Genomic DNA, 19512 nt, shown 5'->3' with positions numbered 1-19512 from the left:
AAAAAATAAAAATGATGAAAAAGATCTGATTTCTTCCAATTTCTAACCACTTTTCGCCTTGGGTAGATCGTTTGTCACAGACGTTTTTGAGCGGATGGCTTCTAACAATTCGGAAATCCTTGGGGAATTGGACGGGGGAATCGGGCGAAAACCTGCTGCAACGGCCTGCTTTACAGCCGCCGGGTATTAAAGATAAGGTACGGGGTGTAAAAAATTCAGCGGGTGAGGTGGTCGACATGAAGAAAGGAGTCATCCTTGTTTTGTTCGCTATGCTGCTATTGGCAGGCTGCGGCACAACGCAACATAAGGGGCAAAGCGGCGATGAGAGCCGAAAAGGAACAGGCGAGGAAACGCTCGTGAAAGAAGGCACCTTTGTCGGTTTGGCGGACCAGCATACCGTCGCCGTCAATATTGACGGCAAAGAAACGACGTTTCAGGTCCCTCCCGATAAACGGGACAGATATAAAGGGATCAAGGATGGTACAAAGGTGGAAGTGGAGTATACGAAAGCAGAGGACGGAACATTACAGCTTGAAGATATGAAAAAGAAAGAATGATCGTTTGCAAAAAGGGATTGTAGGAGGAACAAATCGTGAAACTGTTAATGAGGAGTTTTGTTTTGCTGCTGTTTTCGTTTATGGCGGTTTTTCCAGCTGCTTTTGCGGCTGAGCCGCTTTCCGGGAAGACGGTATATGTTGACGCAGGTCACGGAGGCGAAGACAGCGGTGCGGTCGGAAACGGGCTGCTTGAGAAAGATGTCAACCTTGAAGTGGCAAAGCTGGTTGATGAAAAGCTGAAGGGAGAGGGAGCCGACACGGTTGCCTCAAGAACGGATGATACGTTTTTGACGCTGGAAGACCGGGTGGCCAAAGCGAGCAAGAATGCTTCAGACTTGTTGATCAGCATTCATGCAAACTCGGCCGTCCCTGAAGCGTCAGGTACAGAAACATATTTCGATTCTACGTATCAAGCCGCTGATAGCGAACGGCTGGCGTCTAACATTCAAGAACGGCTTCCGGATGCGCTGGGCACTCGGGACAGAGGTGTAAAAGAATCAGGGTTTTATGTCATCAAAAATTCTCAAATGCCGAGTGTTTTAGTCGAACTGGGCTTTATTACAAACAAAACGGATGCAGATAAACTCGAAAGTCCGGAATATCAGGAAAAAGCTGCAGGCGCGATTGCTGACGCTGTCGTATCTTATTATGAATAACAAAAGGAGCCCCGGTATATGACCGGGGTTCTTGTGTTATGTTTATGTTAAAAGAGGCCTTATGTGTGGAAAGAAAACAGTAAGACCTTCATAATGAGATATAAACTTGCAATTCTTGTAGAGGTGAACCAGAAATGACGAAAATATTTGCACACAGAGGGGCTTCCGGAACTTTTCCCGAAAATACAATGGCGGCGTTTAAGCGCGCGGCGGCCATCGGTGCAGACGGCATCGAATTGGATGTACAAATGGCAAAAGACGGACGTCTTGTTGTGATACATGATGAAAAGCTTGACAGGACGACTTCACTGAAAGGATATGTGAAAGATCTTACATATGAGGAGATAAAGCGTGGAGATGCAAGCCACCGCTTTGCCGACAAGACCGGTTCTGTCCCGGTGCCGACCCTTGAAGAAGTGTTTGAGTGGGCGGCAGATGCTGACTTTCTTCTCAATGTGGAATTGAAAAACAGCATTATCCGCTATGAAGGAATGGAAGAAAAGGTGATGTCGATGATTGAAGCGTACGGCCTTCAAGACCGGATCATTCTTTCATCATTCAATCATGAAAGCCTTGCGTTATGCAGCAGGCTGAATCCAAGTATCGAATTGGCCGCGCTTTACATGGATGTCATCTACAAGCCGGAGGAGTACATTGACATGATTCCGGCTTCAGGGTTTCATCCGTATCGCCGTTCAATGTCGGATGACACGATCAAAAACGCCCATTTGAAACAAAAAGCAGTCAGGCCGTTCACCATCAACCGAGAAGAGGAGATGAAAAAGCTGATTGCTGCGGGAATTGACGGTTTTTTCACCGATTTTCCCGAAAAAGCGTTAAAATTAAAGGCCGAGATGTGACAAACAAAAAGCCGCAGATATTGTCTGCGGCTTTTCGCTTTCCGTTCACAGAGATCACACCTCGCGGCCGCTCTGCTTTTTTCTGAAACGGGGGCTTACTTGGTTGCGTTTTCTGTCTCTGTATAGAATAAATCCGCCTAATAAATAAAGGCCGCTTCCGAAGCATATGAACCCCGCCAGCCCCTGAAGCCAAAGGATCTGAAACGGGCTGATCAAAACGCCGAAAACAGTGTCGCGCATCAATTTAATTCCGAGAGCAGCCAGGCCTCCCGGGATCAGCAAAACGAGCAGTGCGATCATTCTCCCCATACACGAATCCCCTTAACAATGATTTACCTTTATTGTCTATTTGAAAAAAAAGTTTGTCAAGAAAGGAAAACATGATAACATAGATGTTGTGCAAATTGTTGCAAGTGAACGTGATAGTGTGCAAAATTTTTCATACAAAGGGGTAAAGGGATGATGCAAAAAGTACTGATCGTTGGTGCTGGCAAAGGGGGGACTGCTCTCTTGGATTTGTTGCTGAAAACAAAGACGATGCATATCGAGGCGGTCATCGATAAAAATCCGGAAGCGCCCGGGCTTTTCATCGCGCAAAAAAACGATATCGAAACGGCACTCGACTGGACACCATACATCACAGAACAGATTGATATCATCATTGAAACGACCGGAGACGCCGGCGTGTTAAAGCAGCTGATGCGAAAAAAGCACGACAGAACGATCGTGGTGCCGGGATCGCTCGCTTATATCATCTCTCAGCTGATGAATGAAAAGCAGCAGCTCATCCAAATGTTAAAAGAGCAGACGTATAAACACGACCGTATTTTCAACTCGATGAATGACGGCATGATCTTTATCGACATTAACGAAGAGATCATTTTGTTTAACAAAATGGCGGAAGTTATGACCGGAACAAAGCGCAGCGAAGCGATCGGCCAGCATATTCAAAACGTGATCCCGACGACGAAGCTGCCGCGCATTCTCAATACGAGAGAGCCTGAGTATCATCAAAAACAATTTCTCCATCCGAACAGGCAGATTGTCACGACCCGAATTCCGATTATTGATGACGGAGGAACGCTGCTCGGGGCGCTCAGCATATTTAAGGACATTACCGATGCGGTCGAGCTGGCTGAAGAGGTGACCAACCTGAAGGAAGTCAGAACGATGCTTGAAGCGATCATTCAATCTTCCGATGAAGCGATATCTGTCGTTGATGAAAACGGAAACGGGATGATGATCAACAGGGCGTATAGGAAGATGACGGGGCTGACAAAAGATCAGGTGATCGGGAAGCCGGCTAATACCGACATCTCCGAAGGTGAAAGCATGCATTTGAAAGTGCTTGAAACGAGGCGCCCGGTCAGAGGTGTCAGAATGAAAGTCGGCCCCAATAAAAAAGAAGTGATCGTTAATGTCGCGCCGATTATCGTCGACGGCATTTTAAAAGGGAGCGTCGGCGTCATTCACGATGTATCAGAAATTCAATCGCTCACAAACGAGCTGAACAGAGCACGCCAGATTATCCGTACACTCGAGGCGAAATATACATTTGCCGACATCATCGGGTCAAGCGAGCAGATGCTCGTCGCGCTGGAACAGGCGAAATTGGGGGCGAAGACGCCTGCGACGATTTTGCTGAGAGGCGAATCAGGAACGGGGAAAGAGCTTTTTGCCCATGCCATACATAACGAAAGTGACCGAAAGTATAATAAGTTTGTCCGCGTCAATTGTGCGGCCATTTCGGAATCACTGCTTGAATCAGAGCTGTTCGGCTATGAAGAAGGCGCTTTTTCAGGTGCGCGTCGCGGCGGGAAAAAAGGATTCTTTGAAGAGGCGAACAACGGAAGCATTTTCTTGGATGAAATCGGCGAGCTCTCGCAAAACACACAAGCGAAGCTCCTCCGCGTTCTTCAGGAAAAAGAAATCGTCAGAGTTGGCGGAACTAAACCGATCCCTGTGAACGTCCGGGTCATCGCAGCGACAAACGTCAATATTGAAAAGGCGCTTGCTGAAGGCCGGTTTCGCGAAGATTTGTATTACCGGATCAATCGCTATCCGATATCGATTCCGCCGCTCAGGCAGCGGAAAGAGGATATCGAAGCCTTGAGCAGGCATTTGATTGGGAAGATCAACCAAGAATACGGACGCAATGTAAAGGGGCTTACAAACAACGCGCTCAAATCGTTAAAAGCGCGGAAGTGGCCGGGGAATGTCAGAGAGCTTGAAAATGTCCTCGAGCGGGCGATGATCTTTTTAAAACCGCAAATGGAATGGATTGATCTCGAGCATCTGCCTGAAGCAGACCTTCCGAAAAAAAAGGTGGAAGCCGGAGCGGCTTTCCCTGAAGTTGAAGACGAAAAGCTGTCTGATGCGGTTGAGCGGTTTGAAGCCCATGTCATTAAAGAAACGCTTGATAAGCATCAATACAACAGAACGAAAACGGCAAAAGCGCTTGGAATCAGTATTCGCAATCTCTATTACAAAATGGATAAATACAATCTTGCAAAAGATAGCATGCAATAAATTGCAAAATGAGTGCAAAATCATGCAAACTGTAAACAGGTTCACAGTACCGAACCGCTTTTTTCATACTGGCACGAAACTTGCATGATATAGTGGGCGGATGTTTGCTTAGAAAGGTGGGTACTATGAAGCTGAAACAATTATTGCAAAAAGCGGCGGAGCTTGACAATAAAACGGTCGCCGTCGCACATGCAGAAGATGACGAAGTGCTGCAAGCGGTCAAGCTTGCGGTCGACAAGCAATTTGCCCGGTTCTTGCTGATTGGGCACAGAGAAAAGATTAGACATATGATGTCAGAACAGAACATTTCAAAACGGCACGTTGATATCATTCACTCGGAATCGCCGGCGGATTCGGCAAGAATTGCCGTTCAAGCTGTCAAAAGCGGCAATGCGGATGTTCTCATGAAGGGGAATGTCCCGACAGCTGTGCTATTAAAAGCCGTTTTGAATAAAGAGTACGGGCTCCGTTCCTCGAATGTGCTGTCACATGTAGCGGCATTTGAAGTCAGCGGGTTTGAGAGGCTGATTTATGTAACAGATGCGGCAATGAATATCAGCCCAAAGCTTGATGGGCTGAAGCAGATTTTAGAAAACGCAGTCGGCGTGGCGAGAGCGGTCGGTGTGCAAATGCCGAAAGTCGCTTGTCTCGCCGCGGTGGAAACGGTGAATCCCGCGATGGAAACGACATTGAATGCAGCTGCCTTGACGCAGATGAATCATCGGGGCCAAATCAAAAACTGCATCGTTGACGGGCCTCTTGCGTTGGATAACGCGATATCACCGCTTGCCGCCCGGCATAAAAACATTTCCGGGATCGTAGCAGGCGAGGCCGATATCCTGCTTGTTCCTTCAATTGAAACAGGCAATGTCCTTTACAAATCATTGATTCATTTTGCGGGTGCGAAAGTGGGAGCCATTTTAGCAGGGGCAAAAGCGCCCATCGCCTTGACAAGCAGGGCCGATTCCGCAGAAAACAAGTTGTATTCGATTGCTTTGGCGCTGTGTACGTCTGAAGCACGACATGAGGAGGAATAAAAAATGGAACTATTTCGATATATGGAACAGTATGACTACGAGCAATTGGTATTTTGCCAAGATAAACAGTCCGGTTTAAAAGCGATCATCGCGATTCATGATACGACGCTCGGGCCAGCTCTCGGCGGCACGAGAATGTGGACATACGAAAGTGAAGAAGCCGCAATTGAAGATGCGCTGCGCCTTGCGCGGGGAATGACCTATAAAAATGCGGCGGCCGGACTGAATCTCGGAGGAGGCAAAACGGTTATTATCGGCGATCCGCGCAAAGATAAAAATGAAGAAATGTTCCGCGCTTTCGGCCGTTACATTCAAGGGTTGAACGGCAGATACATCACCGCGGAAGACGTCGGCACAACCGTTGAAGATATGGACATCATTCATGACGAAACTGATTTCGTTACAGGCATTTCACCTGCTTTCGGTTCATCAGGAAATCCTTCTCCTGTAACAGCTTACGGGGTATATAAAGGGATGAAGGCGGCGGCAAAAGCGGCCTTCGGGACAGATTCGCTTGAAGGCAAAACCGTTGCCGTCCAAGGCGTCGGAAACGTGGCCTACAACCTGTGCCGCCATCTCCACGAAGAAGGCGCGAAACTGATTGTGACCGACATCAATAAAGAAGCGGTCGAACGTGCAGTCGCCGAATTCGGCGCCCGGGCCGTCGATCCGGATGATATTTATTCACAGGAATGCGATATATATGCGCCGTGTGCCCTCGGAGCGACAATCAACGATGATACGATTCCACACCTGAAAGCAAAAGTGATTGCCGGGGCAGCCAACAACCAGCTGAAAGAAACCCGCCACGGGGATCAAATCCACGACATGGGCATCGTTTATGCCCCGGACTACGTCATCAATGCCGGCGGCGTCATCAATGTCGCTGACGAGCTTTACGGCTATAATTCGGAGCGCGCGCTGAAAAAAGTCGAAGGCATCTACGGAAACATTGAACGCGTTCTTGAAATTTCGAAACGCGACCGCATTCCGACATACTTGGCTGCAGACCGCCTGGCGGAAGAACGAATTGAGCGCATGCGCCAATCGAGAAGTCAATTTTTGCAAAACGGCCATCACATTTTAAGCAGACGTTAATATCATAACCCCTATTCACTATTGGAGGTTTTAAATCAATGCAGGTACAGGAAAAACGTATTCTCGTCATCAATCCGGGATCAACATCTACAAAGATCGGCGTTTTTCATGATGACCGTTCGATTTTCGAAAAATCAATCCGTCATGACGAGGCTGAGTTACAGCAATACGAGACCATTATTGATCAATATTCGTTCAGAAAACAGGCGATACTCGAAACCCTGCATGAACAGGGAATCAATATTTCTAAATTTGATGCCGTTTGCGCCCGGGGAGGGCTGCTTCGACCGATTGAAGGCGGGACTTATGAAGTCAATGATGCGATGATCGTCGATTTGAAAAACGGCTATGCGGGGCAGCATGCATCAAACCTCGGGGGCATCATCGCCAGGGAGATTGCCGATGGATTAAATATTCCCGCTTTTATCGTTGACCCTGTTGTTGTGGACGAAATGGCCCCTATCGCAAAAATTTCCGGCACGCCGGCTATTGAAAGGCGCAGTATTTTTCACGCACTCAACCAAAAAGCTGTCGCAAGGAAAGCGGCCTGGCAGTTCGGGAAGCGGTATGAAGATATGAAAATGATCATCACCCACATGGGAGGCGGCATTACGATCGGCGTCCATTGCCACGGACGGGTGATCGATGTCAACAACGGCCTTCACGGGGAAGGTCCGCTCAGTCCCGAGCGGGCCGGAACCATTCCTGCGGGCGATCTGATCGATATGTGCTTTTCCGGCGAATATACGAAAGACGAGCTGATGAAAATGCTTGTCGGCGGCGGAGGGCTTGCCGGCTATCTCGGCACGACGGATGCGGTAAAAGTTGAGAAAATGATCAAGGAAGGCGATCAAAAGGCTGCGCTCATCTATGAAGCGATGGCTTATCAAATCGCCAAAGAAATCGGGGCGGCCAGCGCCGTCTTAAAAGGCGAAGTCGATGCCATTATTTTGACAGGCGGACTGGCATACGGAAAATCGTTTATTTCCTCGATCAGACAATACATAGACTGGATTTCGGATGTCGTCGTCTTTCCGGGAGAAAATGAGCTTCAAGCATTGGCTGAAGGTGCATTTCGCGTATTGAACGGCGAAGAAGAGGCAAAACAGTATCCGAACCAGAGGAGGGATAGTCATGGCAACTGAATACGATCTCGTGATTCTCGGAGGGGGCACAGGCGGCTATGTGGCTGCCATCAGAGCTTCACAGCTCGGGCTGAAAACAGCCGTCGTTGAAAAGCGGAAACTCGGCGGTACGTGCCTTCATAAAGGCTGCATCCCGTCGAAAGCGCTCCTTAGAAGCGCGGAAGTTTACAGGACAGCAAAAAAGGCGGACGAATTCGGAGTGGTCATTCCTGAAGTCGGACTGCGGTTTTCTCAAGTTCAAAGCAGAAAACAAAAAATAATTGACCAGCTGTACAACGGAGTCAAACACTTGATGAAAAAAGGAAAGATCGATGTTTACGAAGGAATCGGACGGATCCTCGGGCCGTCGATTTTCTCCCCGAACCCGGGGACGGTTTCCGTTGAGATGGCGAACGGGGATGAAAATGAGATGCTCATACCGAAAAACGTCATCATCGCCACAGGCTCAAGGCCCAGGTCGCTGCCAGGGCTTGAGCTTGACGGGGAAAGCGTTCTGTCATCCGACGAAGCGCTTGAACTTGAGCAGCTTCCGGCTTCCATGCTGATTGTCGGAGGAGGTGTCATCGGAATCGAGTGGGCTTCCATGCTGTGTGATTTCGGTGTTGATGTGACCGTCATTGAGTATGCAGACCGGATTTTACCGACTGAGGATGCCGATATTTCTAAAGAAATGCAGACGCAGCTAGTGAAAAAAGGCATCACAATCATCACGGGAGCAAAAGTGCTGCCCGACACATTGGCAAAAGGCGATACGGTCAGCATTCAAGCGGAAAAAGACGGAGAAAAACAGACCTATTCCGCTGAGAAAATGCTCGTATCGGTCGGAAGGCAGGCAAATGTTGAAGGGATCGGTCTGGAAAACACGGATATCCAGGTGGAAAACGGCTTTATCGTGACAAACAGCATGTACCAGACAAAAGAATCCCACATCTATGCGATAGGAGATGTGATCGGCGGCCTTCAGCTTGCACATGCAGCTTCCCACGAAGGGATTACGGCCGTTGAGCATATTGCAGACGAGAACCCGCACGCCATCGATTATTCGCTTGTCTCAAAATGCATCTATTCAAGCCCTGAAGCCGCATCGGTCGGCTTGACAGAGGATGAGGCGAAGGCGCAGGGCAAGAGCGTCAAAGTAGGTAAATTTCCGTTTCAGGCGATTGGGAAAGCGCTCGTGTACGGAGAGACGGACGGCTTTGTCAAAATCGTCGCCGATCGCGAAACAGATGATATTTTGGGCGTTCACATGATCGGCCCGCATGTGACAGACATGATATCCGAAGCCGGTCTGGCAAAGGTGCTTGACGCCACCCCGTGGGAAGTCGGACAAACGATCCACCCGCATCCGACGCTTTCGGAGGCGATCGGAGAAGCCGCCCTTGCCGTAGATGGAAAAGCGATTCATTTTTAGAAAGCATGAAGGAGTGAAAAAAATGGGCAATAACCGTCATGAAGCAGTGGGATTAACAGATGAACAAGCAATCGACATGTACAAAACCATGCTTTTAGCCAGAAAACTCGATGAGCGGATGTGGCTCTTAAATCGTTCAGGCAAAATTCCTTTTGTCATCTCTTGTCAAGGACAGGAAGCAGCCCAGGTCGGAGCGGCTTTCGCTTTAGACCGGGAGAACGATTATGCGCTTCCGTATTACAGGGATATGGGCGTTGTGCTTGCTTTTGGAATGACGGCAAAAGATTTAATGCTGTCGGCGTTTGCAAAAGCCGAGGACCCGAATTCAGGAGGAAAGCAGATGCCGAGCCACTTCGGCCAAAAGAAAAACAGGATCGTCACGGGCTCTTCGCCGGTGACAACGCAAGTTCCGCATGCGGTGGGTGTAGCGCTTGCCGGAAGGCTTGACAAGAAAGACATCGCGACTTTTGTGACGTTCGGCGAAGGCTCTTCAAACCAGGGGGACTTCCATGAAGGAGCGAACTTTGCCGCCGTGCATAAGCTTCCCGTCATTTTTATGTGTGAAAACAATAAATATGCCATCTCGGTTCCTTACGAAAAGCAGGTGGCTTGTGAAAACATTTCCGACCGTGCCGTCGGTTACGGCATGCCTGGCGTGACCGTTGACGGAAATGATCCGCTTGAAGTCTACAAAGCGGTTAAAGAAGCAAGGGAACGGGCCGGAAGAGGCGAAGGTCCGACATTAATCGAAACGATATCATACCGGCTGACCCCGCACTCCAGCGATGATGACGATCGAAGCTACAGAGAGCGCGAAGAGGTGGCGGAGGCGAAGAAAAATGATCCGCTTAACAAATTCGCACAATACTTAAAAGAAGCAGGGCTTCTGGATGACCAGTCTGAGAAGCAAATGTCGGATGAGATCACAACCATCGTCAATGAAGCAACAGATTATGCTGAACATGCACCTTATGCAGATCCGGAAGATGCGCTGCGGCATGTTTATGCGGAGTAAGGGGGAAGAACAATGCCAGTTATGTCATATATAGATGCTGTCACTTTGGCTTTGAAAGAAGAAATGGAAAAGGATCCCCGCGTCTTTGTTTTAGGGGAGGATGTCGGCAAAAAAGGCGGTGTGTTCAAGGCGACAGCCGGTCTTTACGACCAGTTCGGCGAAGAGCGGGTGATGGACACACCTTTGGCGGAATCCGCAATTGCCGGCGTCGGAATCGGGGCTGCCATGTACGGGATGAGACCGGTCGCCGAAATGCAGTTTGCTGATTTTATCATGCCGGCTGTCAACCAGATTATTTCGGAAGCGGCAAAAATCCGCTACCGCTCCAACAATGACTGGAACTGTCCGATCGTCATCCGCGCACCTTACGGCGGAGGCGTGCACGGTGCGCTGTACCATTCACAGTCGGTTGAAGCCGTGTTTGCCAACCAGCCCGGACTGAAAATCGTCATGCCTTCGACGCCTTATGATGTCAAAGGGCTTTTGAAAGCGGCCATCCGCGATGATGATCCTGTGCTGTTCTTCGAACATAAACGTGCATACCGGCTGATCAAAGGCGAAGTGCCGAGTGACGACTATGTGTTGCCGATCGGAAAGGCGGACGTGAAGAGGGAAGGCGACGACATTACCGTCATCACATACGGATTGTGCGTCCATTTCGCCCTTCAGGCTGCCGAGCGGCTTGCCAAAGACGGGATTTCCGCACATATCCTTGATTTAAGAACGGTATATCCGCTCGATCAGGAAGCGATTATTGAAGCGGCTTCCAAAACGGGCAAAGTGCTTCTGATGACCGAGGATACGAAGGAAGGCAGCATTATGAGTGAAGTAGCCGCGATCATTTCAGAGCATTGCCTGTTCGATTTGGATGCGCCGATTAAGCGGTTGGCGGGCCCTGACGTCCCGGCAATGCCGTATGCTCCTACAATGGAAAAATTCTTTATGGTCAATCCGGATAAAGCAGAAACAGCGATGAGAGAATTGGCCGAGTTTTAATATAGCGAAGGAGGACATATCGTATGGCAGTGGAACAAATGACAATGCCGCAGCTCGGAGAGAGCGTGACTGAGGGAACCATCAGCAAATGGCTCGTCAGCGTCGGAGATCACGTCAACAAATACGATCCGATTGCTGAAGTGATGACGGATAAGGTCAATGCTGAAGTCCCTTCATCGTTCACGGGAACGATTACCGAGCTTGTCGGGAAGGAAGGCGAAACTCTGCAAGTCGGAGACGTCATCTGCAAAGTCGAAACAAATGAAGATGCGAAACCGGAGGCTGAGGCTGTTTCAAAGCCAGATCAAGCGGAAGCGGAGCCGGCCAAACCGGAGGCGAAAGATACATCTCAGAAAAAACGTTTTTCTCCGGCGGTGCTGAGACTTGCCGGAGAGCACAACATCGATTTGGAGCAGGTGGAAGGTACCGGTGCGGGCGGACGGATCACAAGAAAAGACATCCAGCGTATCATTGCTACCGGAGCTGTTCCTCAAGCTGATGCAACGCCGGAAAAACAGCCGGATGCAAATGCCGGGGGAATGAGCGAACCTGCTCAAAAACCGGCGCAAGCCGCCCCTCAAGCTGCACCGCCTCAAAGTGCAGCCGGAGACGTCGAGATTCCTGTGACTGGAATCCGTCATGCGATTGCGACCAACATGGTCAGAAGCAAGCATGAAATCCCTCATGCCTGGACGATGATGGAAGTGGATGTCACTAGTCTTGTGAGCTATCGTAACAAAATAAAAGACGAATTCAAGAAAAAAGAGGGCTTCAGCCTGACCTTTTTCGCGTTCTTTGTCAAAGCGATCGCACAGGCGCTGAAGGAATTCCCGCAAATGAACAGCATGTGGGCCGGAGATAAAATCATTCAGAAAAAAGACATCAACATCTCAATTGCAGTAGCGACTGAGGATGCGTTATACGTTCCTGTCATCAAGCATGCCGATGAAAAAACGATTAAAGGCATCGCAAGAGAAATCTCCGAACTGGCTCATAAGGTCAGAAGCGGCAAGCTGACCGGCGGGGATATGAGCGGGGGTACGTTTACGGTCAACAATACCGGTTCGTTCGGATCGGTTCAGTCGATGGGGATCATCAACCATCCGCAGGCGGCCATTCTGCAGGTTGAATCGATCGTCAAGCGTCCCGTCGTCATGGAGCATGGCATGATCGCGGTCAGGGATATGGTGAACCTGTGCTTATCCCTCGATCACAGAGTGCTTGACGGCCTCATTTGCGGCAGATTCCTTGCCCGTGTGAAAGAGATTCTGGAACAAATCGATGATCATACGTCCATCTATTAAAAAAGAAAAAGCCGGCCCGTTAAGGGTCAGCTTTTTTCTTTTTCTAAGGGGGCGAGCATACGGAGATGCCCGTTTAGGACCTCGATTGAAGCCGGCGTTGTTGTGCTGATTTCGCCGTCTGTATCGGCTTCCATTGGATGGGCGGTTTCAACTTGAACACTTTGCCCCTGATAATAGGAGAGCTCGCCTTCAAAGGATTCCCATTCGGGATCATCCATTGCAAAAAGCTCTTTCAATGCAGCCAGATTCGTATTCCGGCAGACAAGGATGTCCGCTTTTCCGTCGTTAATGCTCAGCTGCGGAAGGGGGATCTTGTTCGTTCCGATAAATGGTCCGTTCAGCACGACCACCATGACCGCCTCGTCAGTAAACTCTTCTCCGTCAATCGATAGGCGGAAAGAGAAGGGCTCAAGATTGGAGATTGTCCGCAGTGCACTCGTAAAATAACTGATTCTTCCGAGCAGCGCTTTTTCCGTTTGATTGATATGGCTCGAAGCTTCCGTGATCAATCCGATGCCCCAAAAGTTGAGACAATAATGATCATTTGCTTTTAAAACATCGACCGGGACGGGACTTCCATTGACGAGCGCTTCCGCCGCTTTTTCAATGTTCTGGGGAATCCGGAGCGCTCTGGAAAAGTCGTTGCATGTACCGCCCGGGAGAATGCCGATATCAGGCTTGGTGTGAAGCTGACTGATGCCGTTAATGCATTCGTGTACCGTCCCGTCACCGCCTAATATAAACAATTGCCCGATATCCTCCCCGATCTCCCGGCAAAATTCGAACGCATCGCGTTTTTTTCTCGTCGGTTTCACGATGAGTTCGTCTATAGCTTGTGAAAGAATCGGTACGGCAGCACCGAGTGTTTTTTTAACATTTTTTTGCCCTGCATTACCGTTGTATATCAGCATTGCTTTCTTTCGATTCATAAAGTACTCCTTTATTTTATAGGGTCTTTACTTATTTTTCCCCGGGCTGCCCGTGCCATAAACCTGAAGGAACACGAATCGCCTGATTTGCGGTCCGGACGGTTTCAAAGTATCATTAGAACAGATGAGCAAACAGCGGCTTTAGCATGATGCTGAAAGCGGCTAAAAAGGAGAGATCTTAAAGTGAACATGGATTTTAATCTGTTTATGAACGATGTCGTGCGCCAGGCCAGACAGGAAATAACGGCTGCCGGCTACACCGAACTGAAAACGCCTGAAGAGGTTGATGAAGCACTCACGAAAAAAGGCACTACGCTTGTGATGGTCAACTCCGTCTGCGGCTGTGCAGGAGGGATTGCAAGACCTGCCGCCCATCATGCAGTTCATTATGATAAGCGCCCGGATTATCTCGTCACCGTTTTTGCCGGACAAGACAAAGAAGCGACGGCCAGAGCAAGGGAATATTTTGAAGGATATCCGCCTTCTTCTCCGTCATTCGCCCTTTTAAAAGACGGCAAGATTTTAAAAATGGTAGAACGCCATGAAATTGAAGGCTATGAGCCGATGGCTGTCATCACCAAGCTTCAAGGACTGTTTGAAGAATACTGTGAAGAAGTATAAGGGAAATACCGCCTGCCAAAACATATGGCAGGCTTTTTTTGTGTATAAAAATGCTTTTTATATGCAATCGGAAAGATCAGGACACAGGCGTTTAATTGGTATTTAAAGGCTTATTTAAAGGTTTTAAGTTATTTTTCAAAATGGTATTGCATCCGCCTCGGAAAATGTTTAAAATACATAACAACGAATAAATATTCAAACAAACAGGTTCAGGGGGATACACAACATGAAAAAATGGATGTTACTGGTAGTGACAGCATGTGTCACATTTGCATTGACTGCTTGCGGGACGAGCAGCAGCTCTGATGATAAAAAAACATTGGTGATGGGAACTTCCGCCGATTACCCGCCTTTTGAATCGAAAGACGGAGATCAGATTGTCGGTTTTGATGTTGATCTGGCCAATGCACTGGCTGAAAAAACGGGCCATGAAATCGAAGTGAAAGACATGGACTTCAACGGCCTGGTGACCGCTCTTAAAACAAACAAAGTCGACATTGTGCTTTCAGGAATGACGCCGACGCCTAAACGCAAAAAACAGGTCGATTTTTCAAACGTCTACTATACGGCGCACAACATGATCGTTACGAAAAAATCAAGCGGGATCAAATCGCTTGACGATCTGAAAGGAAAAACGGTCGGCGTACAGCTTGGCTCCATCCAGGAAGAAAAAGCGAAGGAGCTCACGCCGGATTACAATTTAAAAGTTGAAAACCGCAACCGCATTTCGGATTTAACTGAAGAAATCAAAGCGGGCCGCTTTGACGCAGCAATCATTGAAGATATCGTTGCCGAAAAATATATTGATAAAAATGAAGAACTGGTTGGCTACAATCTGCCGAAAGAACCGGATGAAAAAGCCGGCTCTGCGATCGCCTTCAAAAAGGGAAGCGGTTTGACCGAGAAGTTCAACAAAGCGCTTGAAGAAATGGAGAAAAGCGGAGAACTTGATAAGCTGAAAGAAAAATGGTTCGGCGGAGAAACAAAAAAGTAAGCGTGAAAAGTTCAACTTTTTGTTGAACTTTTTTTTCTAAAGCGATGTACGCCTCTTTGATGATGAGGCGGGAGAGGGAGAGTCATCATGAATTTTCTTGATTTTTCTAGTACAATACCTGAAATGCCTTTCATCCTGGAAGGCTTGGGCGTTACCTTAAAAGTGGTCGCGGCTGCGGCCGTGCTTGGATTTTTGCTGGGGGTTTTGATTACGCTTTTAAAAATCAGTTCGATCAAGCCCCTCGCATGGATTGCCGACTTTTACACTTCCATATTCCGGGGGACACCGCTCGTTCTGCAGCTGATGATCGTCTATTACGGGCTGCCTCAGGTGCTTGGCTTTGATATTGATGCTTATTGGGCGGCCGTCATCGCATTCGGCTTAAATTCCGCTGCTTATGTATCAGAAATCATCAGAGCCGGAATCAATGCGATCGACAAAGGGCAAAAAGAGGCGGCGATGGCGCTGGGCGTCCCGTATGCAAAGATGATGAAGGATCTCTTGATGCCGCAGGCCTTTAAAAACATCATGCCCGCGCTGATCAACGAATCGATTACACTGACAAAGGAATCGGCTGTTGTCACCGTCATCGGACTCGGCGATATTATGAGACGAAGCTATCAGGCGGGAGCTGCGATCTACAGCCCGCTTGAGCCGATGCTGTTTGCGGGCCTCATCTACTATGTGCTCGTTTTGATCCTGACGTTTGTCGGCAAAGCGATTGAAAGGAAGCTGAATGTCAATGATTAATGTTCGCAATCTCTCAAAATCTTTCGGAAAGCACGAGGTGCTTAAACATATTTCCGTTTCCTTTGAAAAAGGCGAAGTAGCCGCTGTCATCGGTCCGTCGGGCTCAGGCAAGTCAACGTTTCTGCGTTGCTTAAACCTGCTCGAAAAGCCGACGGAGGGCAGCATTTTCATTCAGGATCAAGAGATTACAAGCCCGAAAACAAATGTGCTGAAAATCAGAGAGAACATCGGCATGGTCTTTCAGCATTTTCATTTGTTTCCGCATAAAACGGTTCTTGAAAATATTACGTATGCACCTGTCCATGTCAAAAAAGAAAGCAAACAGGAGGCAGCGAAAAAAGCGGAAGAACTGCTTGAGAAAGTGGGGCTTATCGATAAAAAAGATGATTATCCGAACCGTTTATCAGGGGGGCAAAAGCAGCGCGTCGCGATTGCGAGGGCGCTGGCGATGAATCCGGATATCATGCTGTTTGACGAGCCGACATCAGCCCTTGATCCCGAAATGGTCAAGGAAGTGCTCCAAGTGATGCAGGATTTGGCGAAAACCGGGATGACGATGGTGATCGTGACGCACGAAATGGGATTTGCCAAAGAAGTCGCCGACAGGGTGCTTTTCATGGATGAAGGAACCATTGTCGAAGACGACGATCCTAAAGCGTTTTTTTCTTCTCCAAAATCGAAAAGAGCTCAAGACTTTTTAGAGAAAATACTATAAAATAAGCTGAAGAAGATGCTGATCTTCTTCTTTTTTATTCATTAAGACTAGCAGAAAAGATTGGGGTTAACGATGTTTAAAATAGGTTATCGCACATTAAAAACAGCGCTTGGAACAGCATTGGCCATCTATATCGCACAGCTGCTCGGCCTCCATAATTTTGTGTCGACAGGGATCATCACGATCCTCTGTATTCAAGTGACGAAAAAGCGGTCCCTTCAGGCATCATGGGCCCGGTTTGCGGCATGCATTCTTGCGATCGGCTTTTCATACGCGTTTTTTGAACTGATCGGCTATCATCCGGCTGTCATCGGTCTGATGCTGCTGTTTTTTATTCCAACAACCGTTCTTCTGAAAATAAAAGAAGGAATCGTCACAAGTTCGGTCATCATTCTTCACCTTTATATGTCGGAAGGGATCACCCTTTCTCTCGTTTGGAACGAATTCCTCATCATCATTACGGGAATCGGCGTTGCCCTGCTGATGAATTTGTACATGCCGAGCCTCGATAAAGAGCTCAAACAGTATCAGCAGAAAATCGAAGATAACTTTGCCAAGATTTTTGAAGAAATCGAACGCTATTTACTGACCGGGGAACAGGACTGGACGGGAAAAGAGATTCCTGAGACGCACCGTTTGATCAATGAAGCGAAGACCCTGGCATACCGCGACGTGGAAAATCATTTTCTCAGGCACGAAAACCTCTATTATCACTATTTTAAAATGAGAGAAAAGCAATTTGAAATTATCGAAAGGGTGCTGCCGAAAATCACGTCGATTTCGATGACGGTTGAACAGGGGCAGATGATCGCAGCGTTTCTTCATGATTTAAGAGGGGCCATCCATCCCGGAAATACGGCTCATAAATTTTTGAAGCGGCTCGTGAAAATGAGAGAGGAAATTGACGAGATGGAGCTGCCGACGACACGCGAAGAATTTGAAGCGCGCGCTGCTCTTTTCAATTTTCTCGGCGAAATGGAACAGTATCTTGTAATTAAGAGTTACTTTAAAGGAATTAAATCTCCTGCATAACCGCATGAGTTTCTCCTTCATTGGTCAATCTAATGAAACGGGGAGAAACCCGTGCGGTTTTTTCTATTCTCGCGGAAGCCTAAGCCCGAAAAAAACAGGCGTTTTTCTGAAAAAAGAATCGCCTGCTTTCATGATCTGTATTAGAAAATCATGCTGATTCCGGTAAGCAGAGTGGTCAGCACCATGACGCCGATCATTAAAATAACCATGAATTTGATGAATTTTCGAGACAAACTTTTCACCTCTGTTTTTTAATCTCCCATTATTTTATACTGCTTTTTTTCATCGGACAAGTTTCGTGTAATAATCAAATAGAGAAGGAGCAGAACGTGATGAATATGTTTGAAAGAGTCGACGATTTAAACAACAGCCGCCAAAAAGCTTCACTCGGGGGCGGACAGGAACGGATCGACAGGCAGAAACAAAAAGGCAAACTCACTGCCAGAGAACGAATTGATCTTCTGCTTGATGAGGGAACGTTCACTGAACTGAATGCCTTTGCCAGAAGCCGGCAGCCTGGCAGCCCGTTAGGCGACGGGGTTGTCACGGGATTCGGAAAGATCGACGGACGGCCCGTTTATCTATTTTCCCAGGACTTTACCGTCACCGGCGGAGCGCTCGGAGAAATGCACGCCAAGAAAATAGCGGCCGTCATGGATCTTGCCCTCAAAAATAAGGTCCCTTTCATCGGTATGAACGACTCAGGTGGTGCGAGAATTCAAGAGGGTGTGCTATCATTAGATGGATACGGTCATATTTTTTACCGAAATGTCCTTTGCTCAGGCATCATTCCGCAAATCTCTGTCATTCTCGGCCCTTGTGCAGGCGGCGCGGTTTATTCTCCCGCTTTGACCGATTTCGTTTTCATGAGCGAAAAAACCGGACAGATGTTCATTACCGGTCCGAAAGTCATCAAAACGGCGACAGGCGAAGCTGTCAGCTCCGGAGAATTGGGGGGCGCCTATATACATAATTCAATCAGCGGGAATGCCCATTTTTCCGGGGATTCCGATGAGGCCGTCCTCAAGGAGGTGCGCAAGCTTCTGTCCTACATCCCCCAGAATCACGAAGAAAAGCCTCCCGCCAAGGCGAGAAAGGCGAAAGATCATGATATAAGGCCTGCTCTAATGACGATCCTGCCTGAAGACGGTCAGCGGCCGTATGACGTCAAACAGATTATCGCGGAAATCGCAGACAGCGGAACATTTTTTGAAGTGCAGTGCCATTTTGCCAAAAACGCGGTGATCGGTTTTGCAAGGATATCGGGGGAAACGGCGGCGATCGTGGCCAACCAGCCGAAGTATTTAGCCGGAAGCCTCAGCATGGATGCGGCTGACAAAATCGCCCGGTTTATCCGTTTTTGCGATTCCTTTCAGATCCCGATTTTAACTTTGGTTGACTGTCCCGGTTTTCTTCCGGGCATACGGGAAGAGCACGGCGGGGTGATCAGGCATGGCGCTAAAATCCTTTACGCCTATGCAGAAGCCACTGTCAGCAAGGTGACGGTCATTTTAAGAAAAGCATACGGCGGAGCATATGTTGCTTTAAACAGCAAGGCACTTGGAGCGGATGCCGTGTTTGCGTGGCCGAATGCAGAAATTGCGGTGATGGGCGCTTCGGAAGCTGCAGACGTGCTGTTTGCCAAGGAAATCGAACGATCAGGAGACCCGCAAGCCGCCCGGGAGGAAAAAATCCGGAAGTGCATGCAGGCTTCAAGCCCTTTTACCGCTGCAAGATACGGCATGGTTGACGATATCATCGATCCGAAAGAGACGCGGAAGAAGCTGATCCAAACGTTTGACATGCTGAAGAGCAAAAAAGAAATCCGGCCGGACAAAAAGCATGGAAATATACCGCTTTAAA

At 48.3% G+C, this 19512-nt stretch carries 20 protein-coding genes; 17 read left to right on the top strand and 3 right to left on the bottom strand.

The features are described 5' to 3' along the window. Nucleotides 1-236 precede the first annotated feature (236 nt). The 3 genes from BTA31_RS18500 to BTA31_RS18490 all read left to right on the top strand — a co-directional run bounded on the left by BTA31_RS18500 (nucleotide 237) and on the right by BTA31_RS18490 (nucleotide 2073). Nucleotides 237-557, top strand: a complete 321-nt coding sequence (locus BTA31_RS18500) for a membrane lipoprotein lipid attachment site-containing protein (protein ID WP_043927928.1) — start codon at nucleotides 237-239, stop codon at nucleotides 555-557. 35 nt (nucleotides 558-592) lie between these two features. Next, nucleotides 593-1213: an N-acetylmuramoyl-L-alanine amidase family protein gene (locus tag BTA31_RS18495; protein ID WP_076793460.1), complete on the top strand. Its 621-nt coding sequence runs from the start codon at nucleotides 593-595 to the stop codon at nucleotides 1211-1213. A gap of 134 nt (nucleotides 1214-1347) precedes the next feature. Then, nucleotides 1348-2073, top strand: a complete 726-nt coding sequence (locus BTA31_RS18490; RefSeq protein ID WP_076793459.1) for a glycerophosphodiester phosphodiesterase — start codon at nucleotides 1348-1350, stop codon at nucleotides 2071-2073. Between the two features lie 54 nt (nucleotides 2074-2127). Here BTA31_RS18490 and BTA31_RS18485 read toward each other — a convergent pair whose 3' ends face one another. After that, the gene (locus tag BTA31_RS18485) at nucleotides 2128-2382 is read right to left on the bottom strand and encodes a DUF2627 domain-containing protein (protein WP_076793458.1); all 255 of its coding nucleotides are present in this window, start codon (nucleotides 2380-2382) and stop codon (nucleotides 2128-2130) included. Between the two features lie 153 nt (nucleotides 2383-2535). Here BTA31_RS18485 and BTA31_RS18480 point away from each other — a divergent pair, with 153 nt between their 5' ends. The 8 genes from BTA31_RS18480 (at nucleotide 2536) to BTA31_RS18445 (ending at nucleotide 12608) form a co-directional block, all read left to right on the top strand. After that, the gene (locus BTA31_RS18480; protein ID WP_076793501.1) at nucleotides 2536-4602 is read left to right on the top strand and encodes a sigma-54 interaction domain-containing protein; all 2067 of its coding nucleotides are present in this window, start codon (nucleotides 2536-2538) and stop codon (nucleotides 4600-4602) included. A gap of 125 nt (nucleotides 4603-4727) precedes the next feature. Next, the gene (gene yqiS / locus BTA31_RS18475) at nucleotides 4728-5639 is read left to right on the top strand and encodes a phosphate butyryltransferase (RefSeq protein WP_043927829.1); all 912 of its coding nucleotides are present in this window, start codon (nucleotides 4728-4730) and stop codon (nucleotides 5637-5639) included. A gap of 3 nt (nucleotides 5640-5642) precedes the next feature. After that, nucleotides 5643-6737, top strand: a complete 1095-nt coding sequence (bcd, locus tag BTA31_RS18470; protein ID WP_043927827.1) for a branched-chain amino acid dehydrogenase — start codon at nucleotides 5643-5645, stop codon at nucleotides 6735-6737. Nucleotides 6738-6775: 38 nt separating this feature from the next. Beyond that, nucleotides 6776-7882, top strand: a complete 1107-nt coding sequence (buk, locus tag BTA31_RS18465; RefSeq protein WP_043927826.1) for a butyrate kinase — start codon at nucleotides 6776-6778, stop codon at nucleotides 7880-7882. Continuing rightward, on the top strand, nucleotides 7872-9293 hold the full coding sequence (lpdA, locus tag BTA31_RS18460) for a dihydrolipoyl dehydrogenase (protein WP_043927825.1): 1422 nt from the start codon (nucleotides 7872-7874) through the stop codon (nucleotides 9291-9293). Before buk ends, lpdA begins: the two co-directional genes overlap by 11 nt. A gap of 22 nt (nucleotides 9294-9315) precedes the next feature. Beyond that, nucleotides 9316-10308, top strand: a complete 993-nt coding sequence (locus BTA31_RS18455) for a thiamine pyrophosphate-dependent dehydrogenase E1 component subunit alpha (RefSeq protein ID WP_094777452.1) — start codon at nucleotides 9316-9318, stop codon at nucleotides 10306-10308. Nucleotides 10309-10320: 12 nt separating this feature from the next. Continuing rightward, complete coding sequence (locus BTA31_RS18450) at nucleotides 10321-11304, top strand: alpha-ketoacid dehydrogenase subunit beta (protein WP_076793457.1); 984 nt, start codon at nucleotides 10321-10323, stop codon at nucleotides 11302-11304. 23 nt (nucleotides 11305-11327) lie between these two features. Continuing rightward, nucleotides 11328-12608, top strand: a complete 1281-nt coding sequence (locus tag BTA31_RS18445) for a dihydrolipoamide acetyltransferase family protein (RefSeq protein WP_076793456.1) — start codon at nucleotides 11328-11330, stop codon at nucleotides 12606-12608. A 26-nt stretch (nucleotides 12609-12634) separates the two neighbouring features. Here BTA31_RS18445 and BTA31_RS18440 read toward each other — a convergent pair whose 3' ends face one another. Further along, nucleotides 12635-13537 (bottom strand): YegS/Rv2252/BmrU family lipid kinase, encoded by a 903-nt coding sequence (locus tag BTA31_RS18440; RefSeq protein WP_043927821.1) that lies wholly within the window; start codon nucleotides 13535-13537, stop codon nucleotides 12635-12637. A gap of 183 nt (nucleotides 13538-13720) precedes the next feature. Here BTA31_RS18440 and BTA31_RS18435 point away from each other — a divergent pair, with 183 nt between their 5' ends. From BTA31_RS18435 to BTA31_RS18415, 5 genes are all read left to right on the top strand, one after another. Continuing rightward, complete coding sequence (locus BTA31_RS18435; RefSeq protein WP_043927820.1) at nucleotides 13721-14158, top strand: BrxA/BrxB family bacilliredoxin; 438 nt, start codon at nucleotides 13721-13723, stop codon at nucleotides 14156-14158. Between the two features lie 226 nt (nucleotides 14159-14384). Continuing rightward, nucleotides 14385-15152, top strand: a complete 768-nt coding sequence (locus BTA31_RS18430; protein ID WP_043927819.1) for an arginine ABC transporter substrate-binding protein ArtP — start codon at nucleotides 14385-14387, stop codon at nucleotides 15150-15152. An 87-nt stretch (nucleotides 15153-15239) separates the two neighbouring features. After that, nucleotides 15240-15902 (top strand): arginine ABC transporter permease ArtQ, encoded by a 663-nt coding sequence (locus BTA31_RS18425; RefSeq protein WP_043927817.1) that lies wholly within the window; start codon nucleotides 15240-15242, stop codon nucleotides 15900-15902. Further along, nucleotides 15895-16617 (top strand): arginine ABC transporter ATP-binding protein ArtM, encoded by a 723-nt coding sequence (locus BTA31_RS18420; RefSeq protein ID WP_043927815.1) that lies wholly within the window; start codon nucleotides 15895-15897, stop codon nucleotides 16615-16617. Before BTA31_RS18425 ends, BTA31_RS18420 begins: the two co-directional genes overlap by 8 nt. 72 nt (nucleotides 16618-16689) lie before the next feature. Further along, the gene (locus tag BTA31_RS18415; protein ID WP_043927814.1) at nucleotides 16690-17649 is read left to right on the top strand and encodes an aromatic acid exporter family protein; all 960 of its coding nucleotides are present in this window, start codon (nucleotides 16690-16692) and stop codon (nucleotides 17647-17649) included. 140 nt (nucleotides 17650-17789) lie between these two features. On the opposite strand, the gene prli42 is transcribed toward BTA31_RS18415, so the two are convergent. Then, on the bottom strand, nucleotides 17790-17891 hold the full coding sequence (gene prli42, locus BTA31_RS22885) for a stressosome-associated protein Prli42 (protein WP_016885946.1): 102 nt from the start codon (nucleotides 17889-17891) through the stop codon (nucleotides 17790-17792). Nucleotides 17892-17981: 90 nt separating this feature from the next. Between prli42 and BTA31_RS18410 the strand changes: the two genes are divergently transcribed. Beyond that, nucleotides 17982-19511, top strand: coding sequence for an acyl-CoA carboxylase subunit beta (locus tag BTA31_RS18410; RefSeq protein ID WP_076793455.1), 1530 nt, complete (start codon nucleotides 17982-17984; stop codon nucleotides 19509-19511). Nucleotide 19512 lies beyond the last annotated feature (1 nt).

The sequence above is a fragment of the Bacillus haynesii genome, assembly GCF_001969855.1.
Classification (GTDB): Bacteria; Bacillota; Bacilli; order Bacillales; family Bacillaceae; genus Bacillus; species Bacillus haynesii.
The sequence above is the reverse complement of the archived record's forward strand: the minus strand, read 5'-3'. Positions and strand labels throughout refer to the sequence as shown.

Coding starts and splice junctions, on each gene's coding strand:
- BTA31_RS18415 (WP_043927814.1), top strand. CDS start 16,690: ATGTTTAAAATAGGTTATCGCACATTAAAAACAGCGCTTGGAACAGCA.
- lpdA (WP_043927825.1), top strand. CDS start 7,872: ATGGCAACTGAATACGATCTCGTGATTCTCGGAGGGGGCACAGGCGGC.
- BTA31_RS18410 (WP_076793455.1), top strand. CDS start 17,982: ATGAATATGTTTGAAAGAGTCGACGATTTAAACAACAGCCGCCAAAAA.
- BTA31_RS18445 (WP_076793456.1), top strand. CDS start 11,328: ATGGCAGTGGAACAAATGACAATGCCGCAGCTCGGAGAGAGCGTGACT.
- BTA31_RS18490 (WP_076793459.1), top strand. CDS start 1,348: ATGACGAAAATATTTGCACACAGAGGGGCTTCCGGAACTTTTCCCGAA.
- BTA31_RS18450 (WP_076793457.1), top strand. CDS start 10,321: ATGCCAGTTATGTCATATATAGATGCTGTCACTTTGGCTTTGAAAGAA.
- BTA31_RS18430 (WP_043927819.1), top strand. CDS start 14,385: ATGAAAAAATGGATGTTACTGGTAGTGACAGCATGTGTCACATTTGCA.
- buk (WP_043927826.1), top strand. CDS start 6,776: ATGCAGGTACAGGAAAAACGTATTCTCGTCATCAATCCGGGATCAACA.
- BTA31_RS18480 (WP_076793501.1), top strand. CDS start 2,536: ATGCAAAAAGTACTGATCGTTGGTGCTGGCAAAGGGGGGACTGCTCTC.
- yqiS (WP_043927829.1), top strand. CDS start 4,728: ATGAAGCTGAAACAATTATTGCAAAAAGCGGCGGAGCTTGACAATAAA.
- BTA31_RS18485 (WP_076793458.1), bottom strand. CDS start 2,382: ATGGGGAGAATGATCGCACTGCTCGTTTTGCTGATCCCGGGAGGCCTG.
- BTA31_RS18440 (WP_043927821.1), bottom strand. CDS start 13,537: ATGAATCGAAAGAAAGCAATGCTGATATACAACGGTAATGCAGGGCAA.
- BTA31_RS18420 (WP_043927815.1), top strand. CDS start 15,895: ATGATTAATGTTCGCAATCTCTCAAAATCTTTCGGAAAGCACGAGGTG.
- bcd (WP_043927827.1), top strand. CDS start 5,643: ATGGAACTATTTCGATATATGGAACAGTATGACTACGAGCAATTGGTA.
- BTA31_RS18425 (WP_043927817.1), top strand. CDS start 15,240: ATGAATTTTCTTGATTTTTCTAGTACAATACCTGAAATGCCTTTCATC.
- BTA31_RS18455 (WP_094777452.1), top strand. CDS start 9,316: ATGGGCAATAACCGTCATGAAGCAGTGGGATTAACAGATGAACAAGCA.
- BTA31_RS18500 (WP_043927928.1), top strand. CDS start 237: ATGAAGAAAGGAGTCATCCTTGTTTTGTTCGCTATGCTGCTATTGGCA.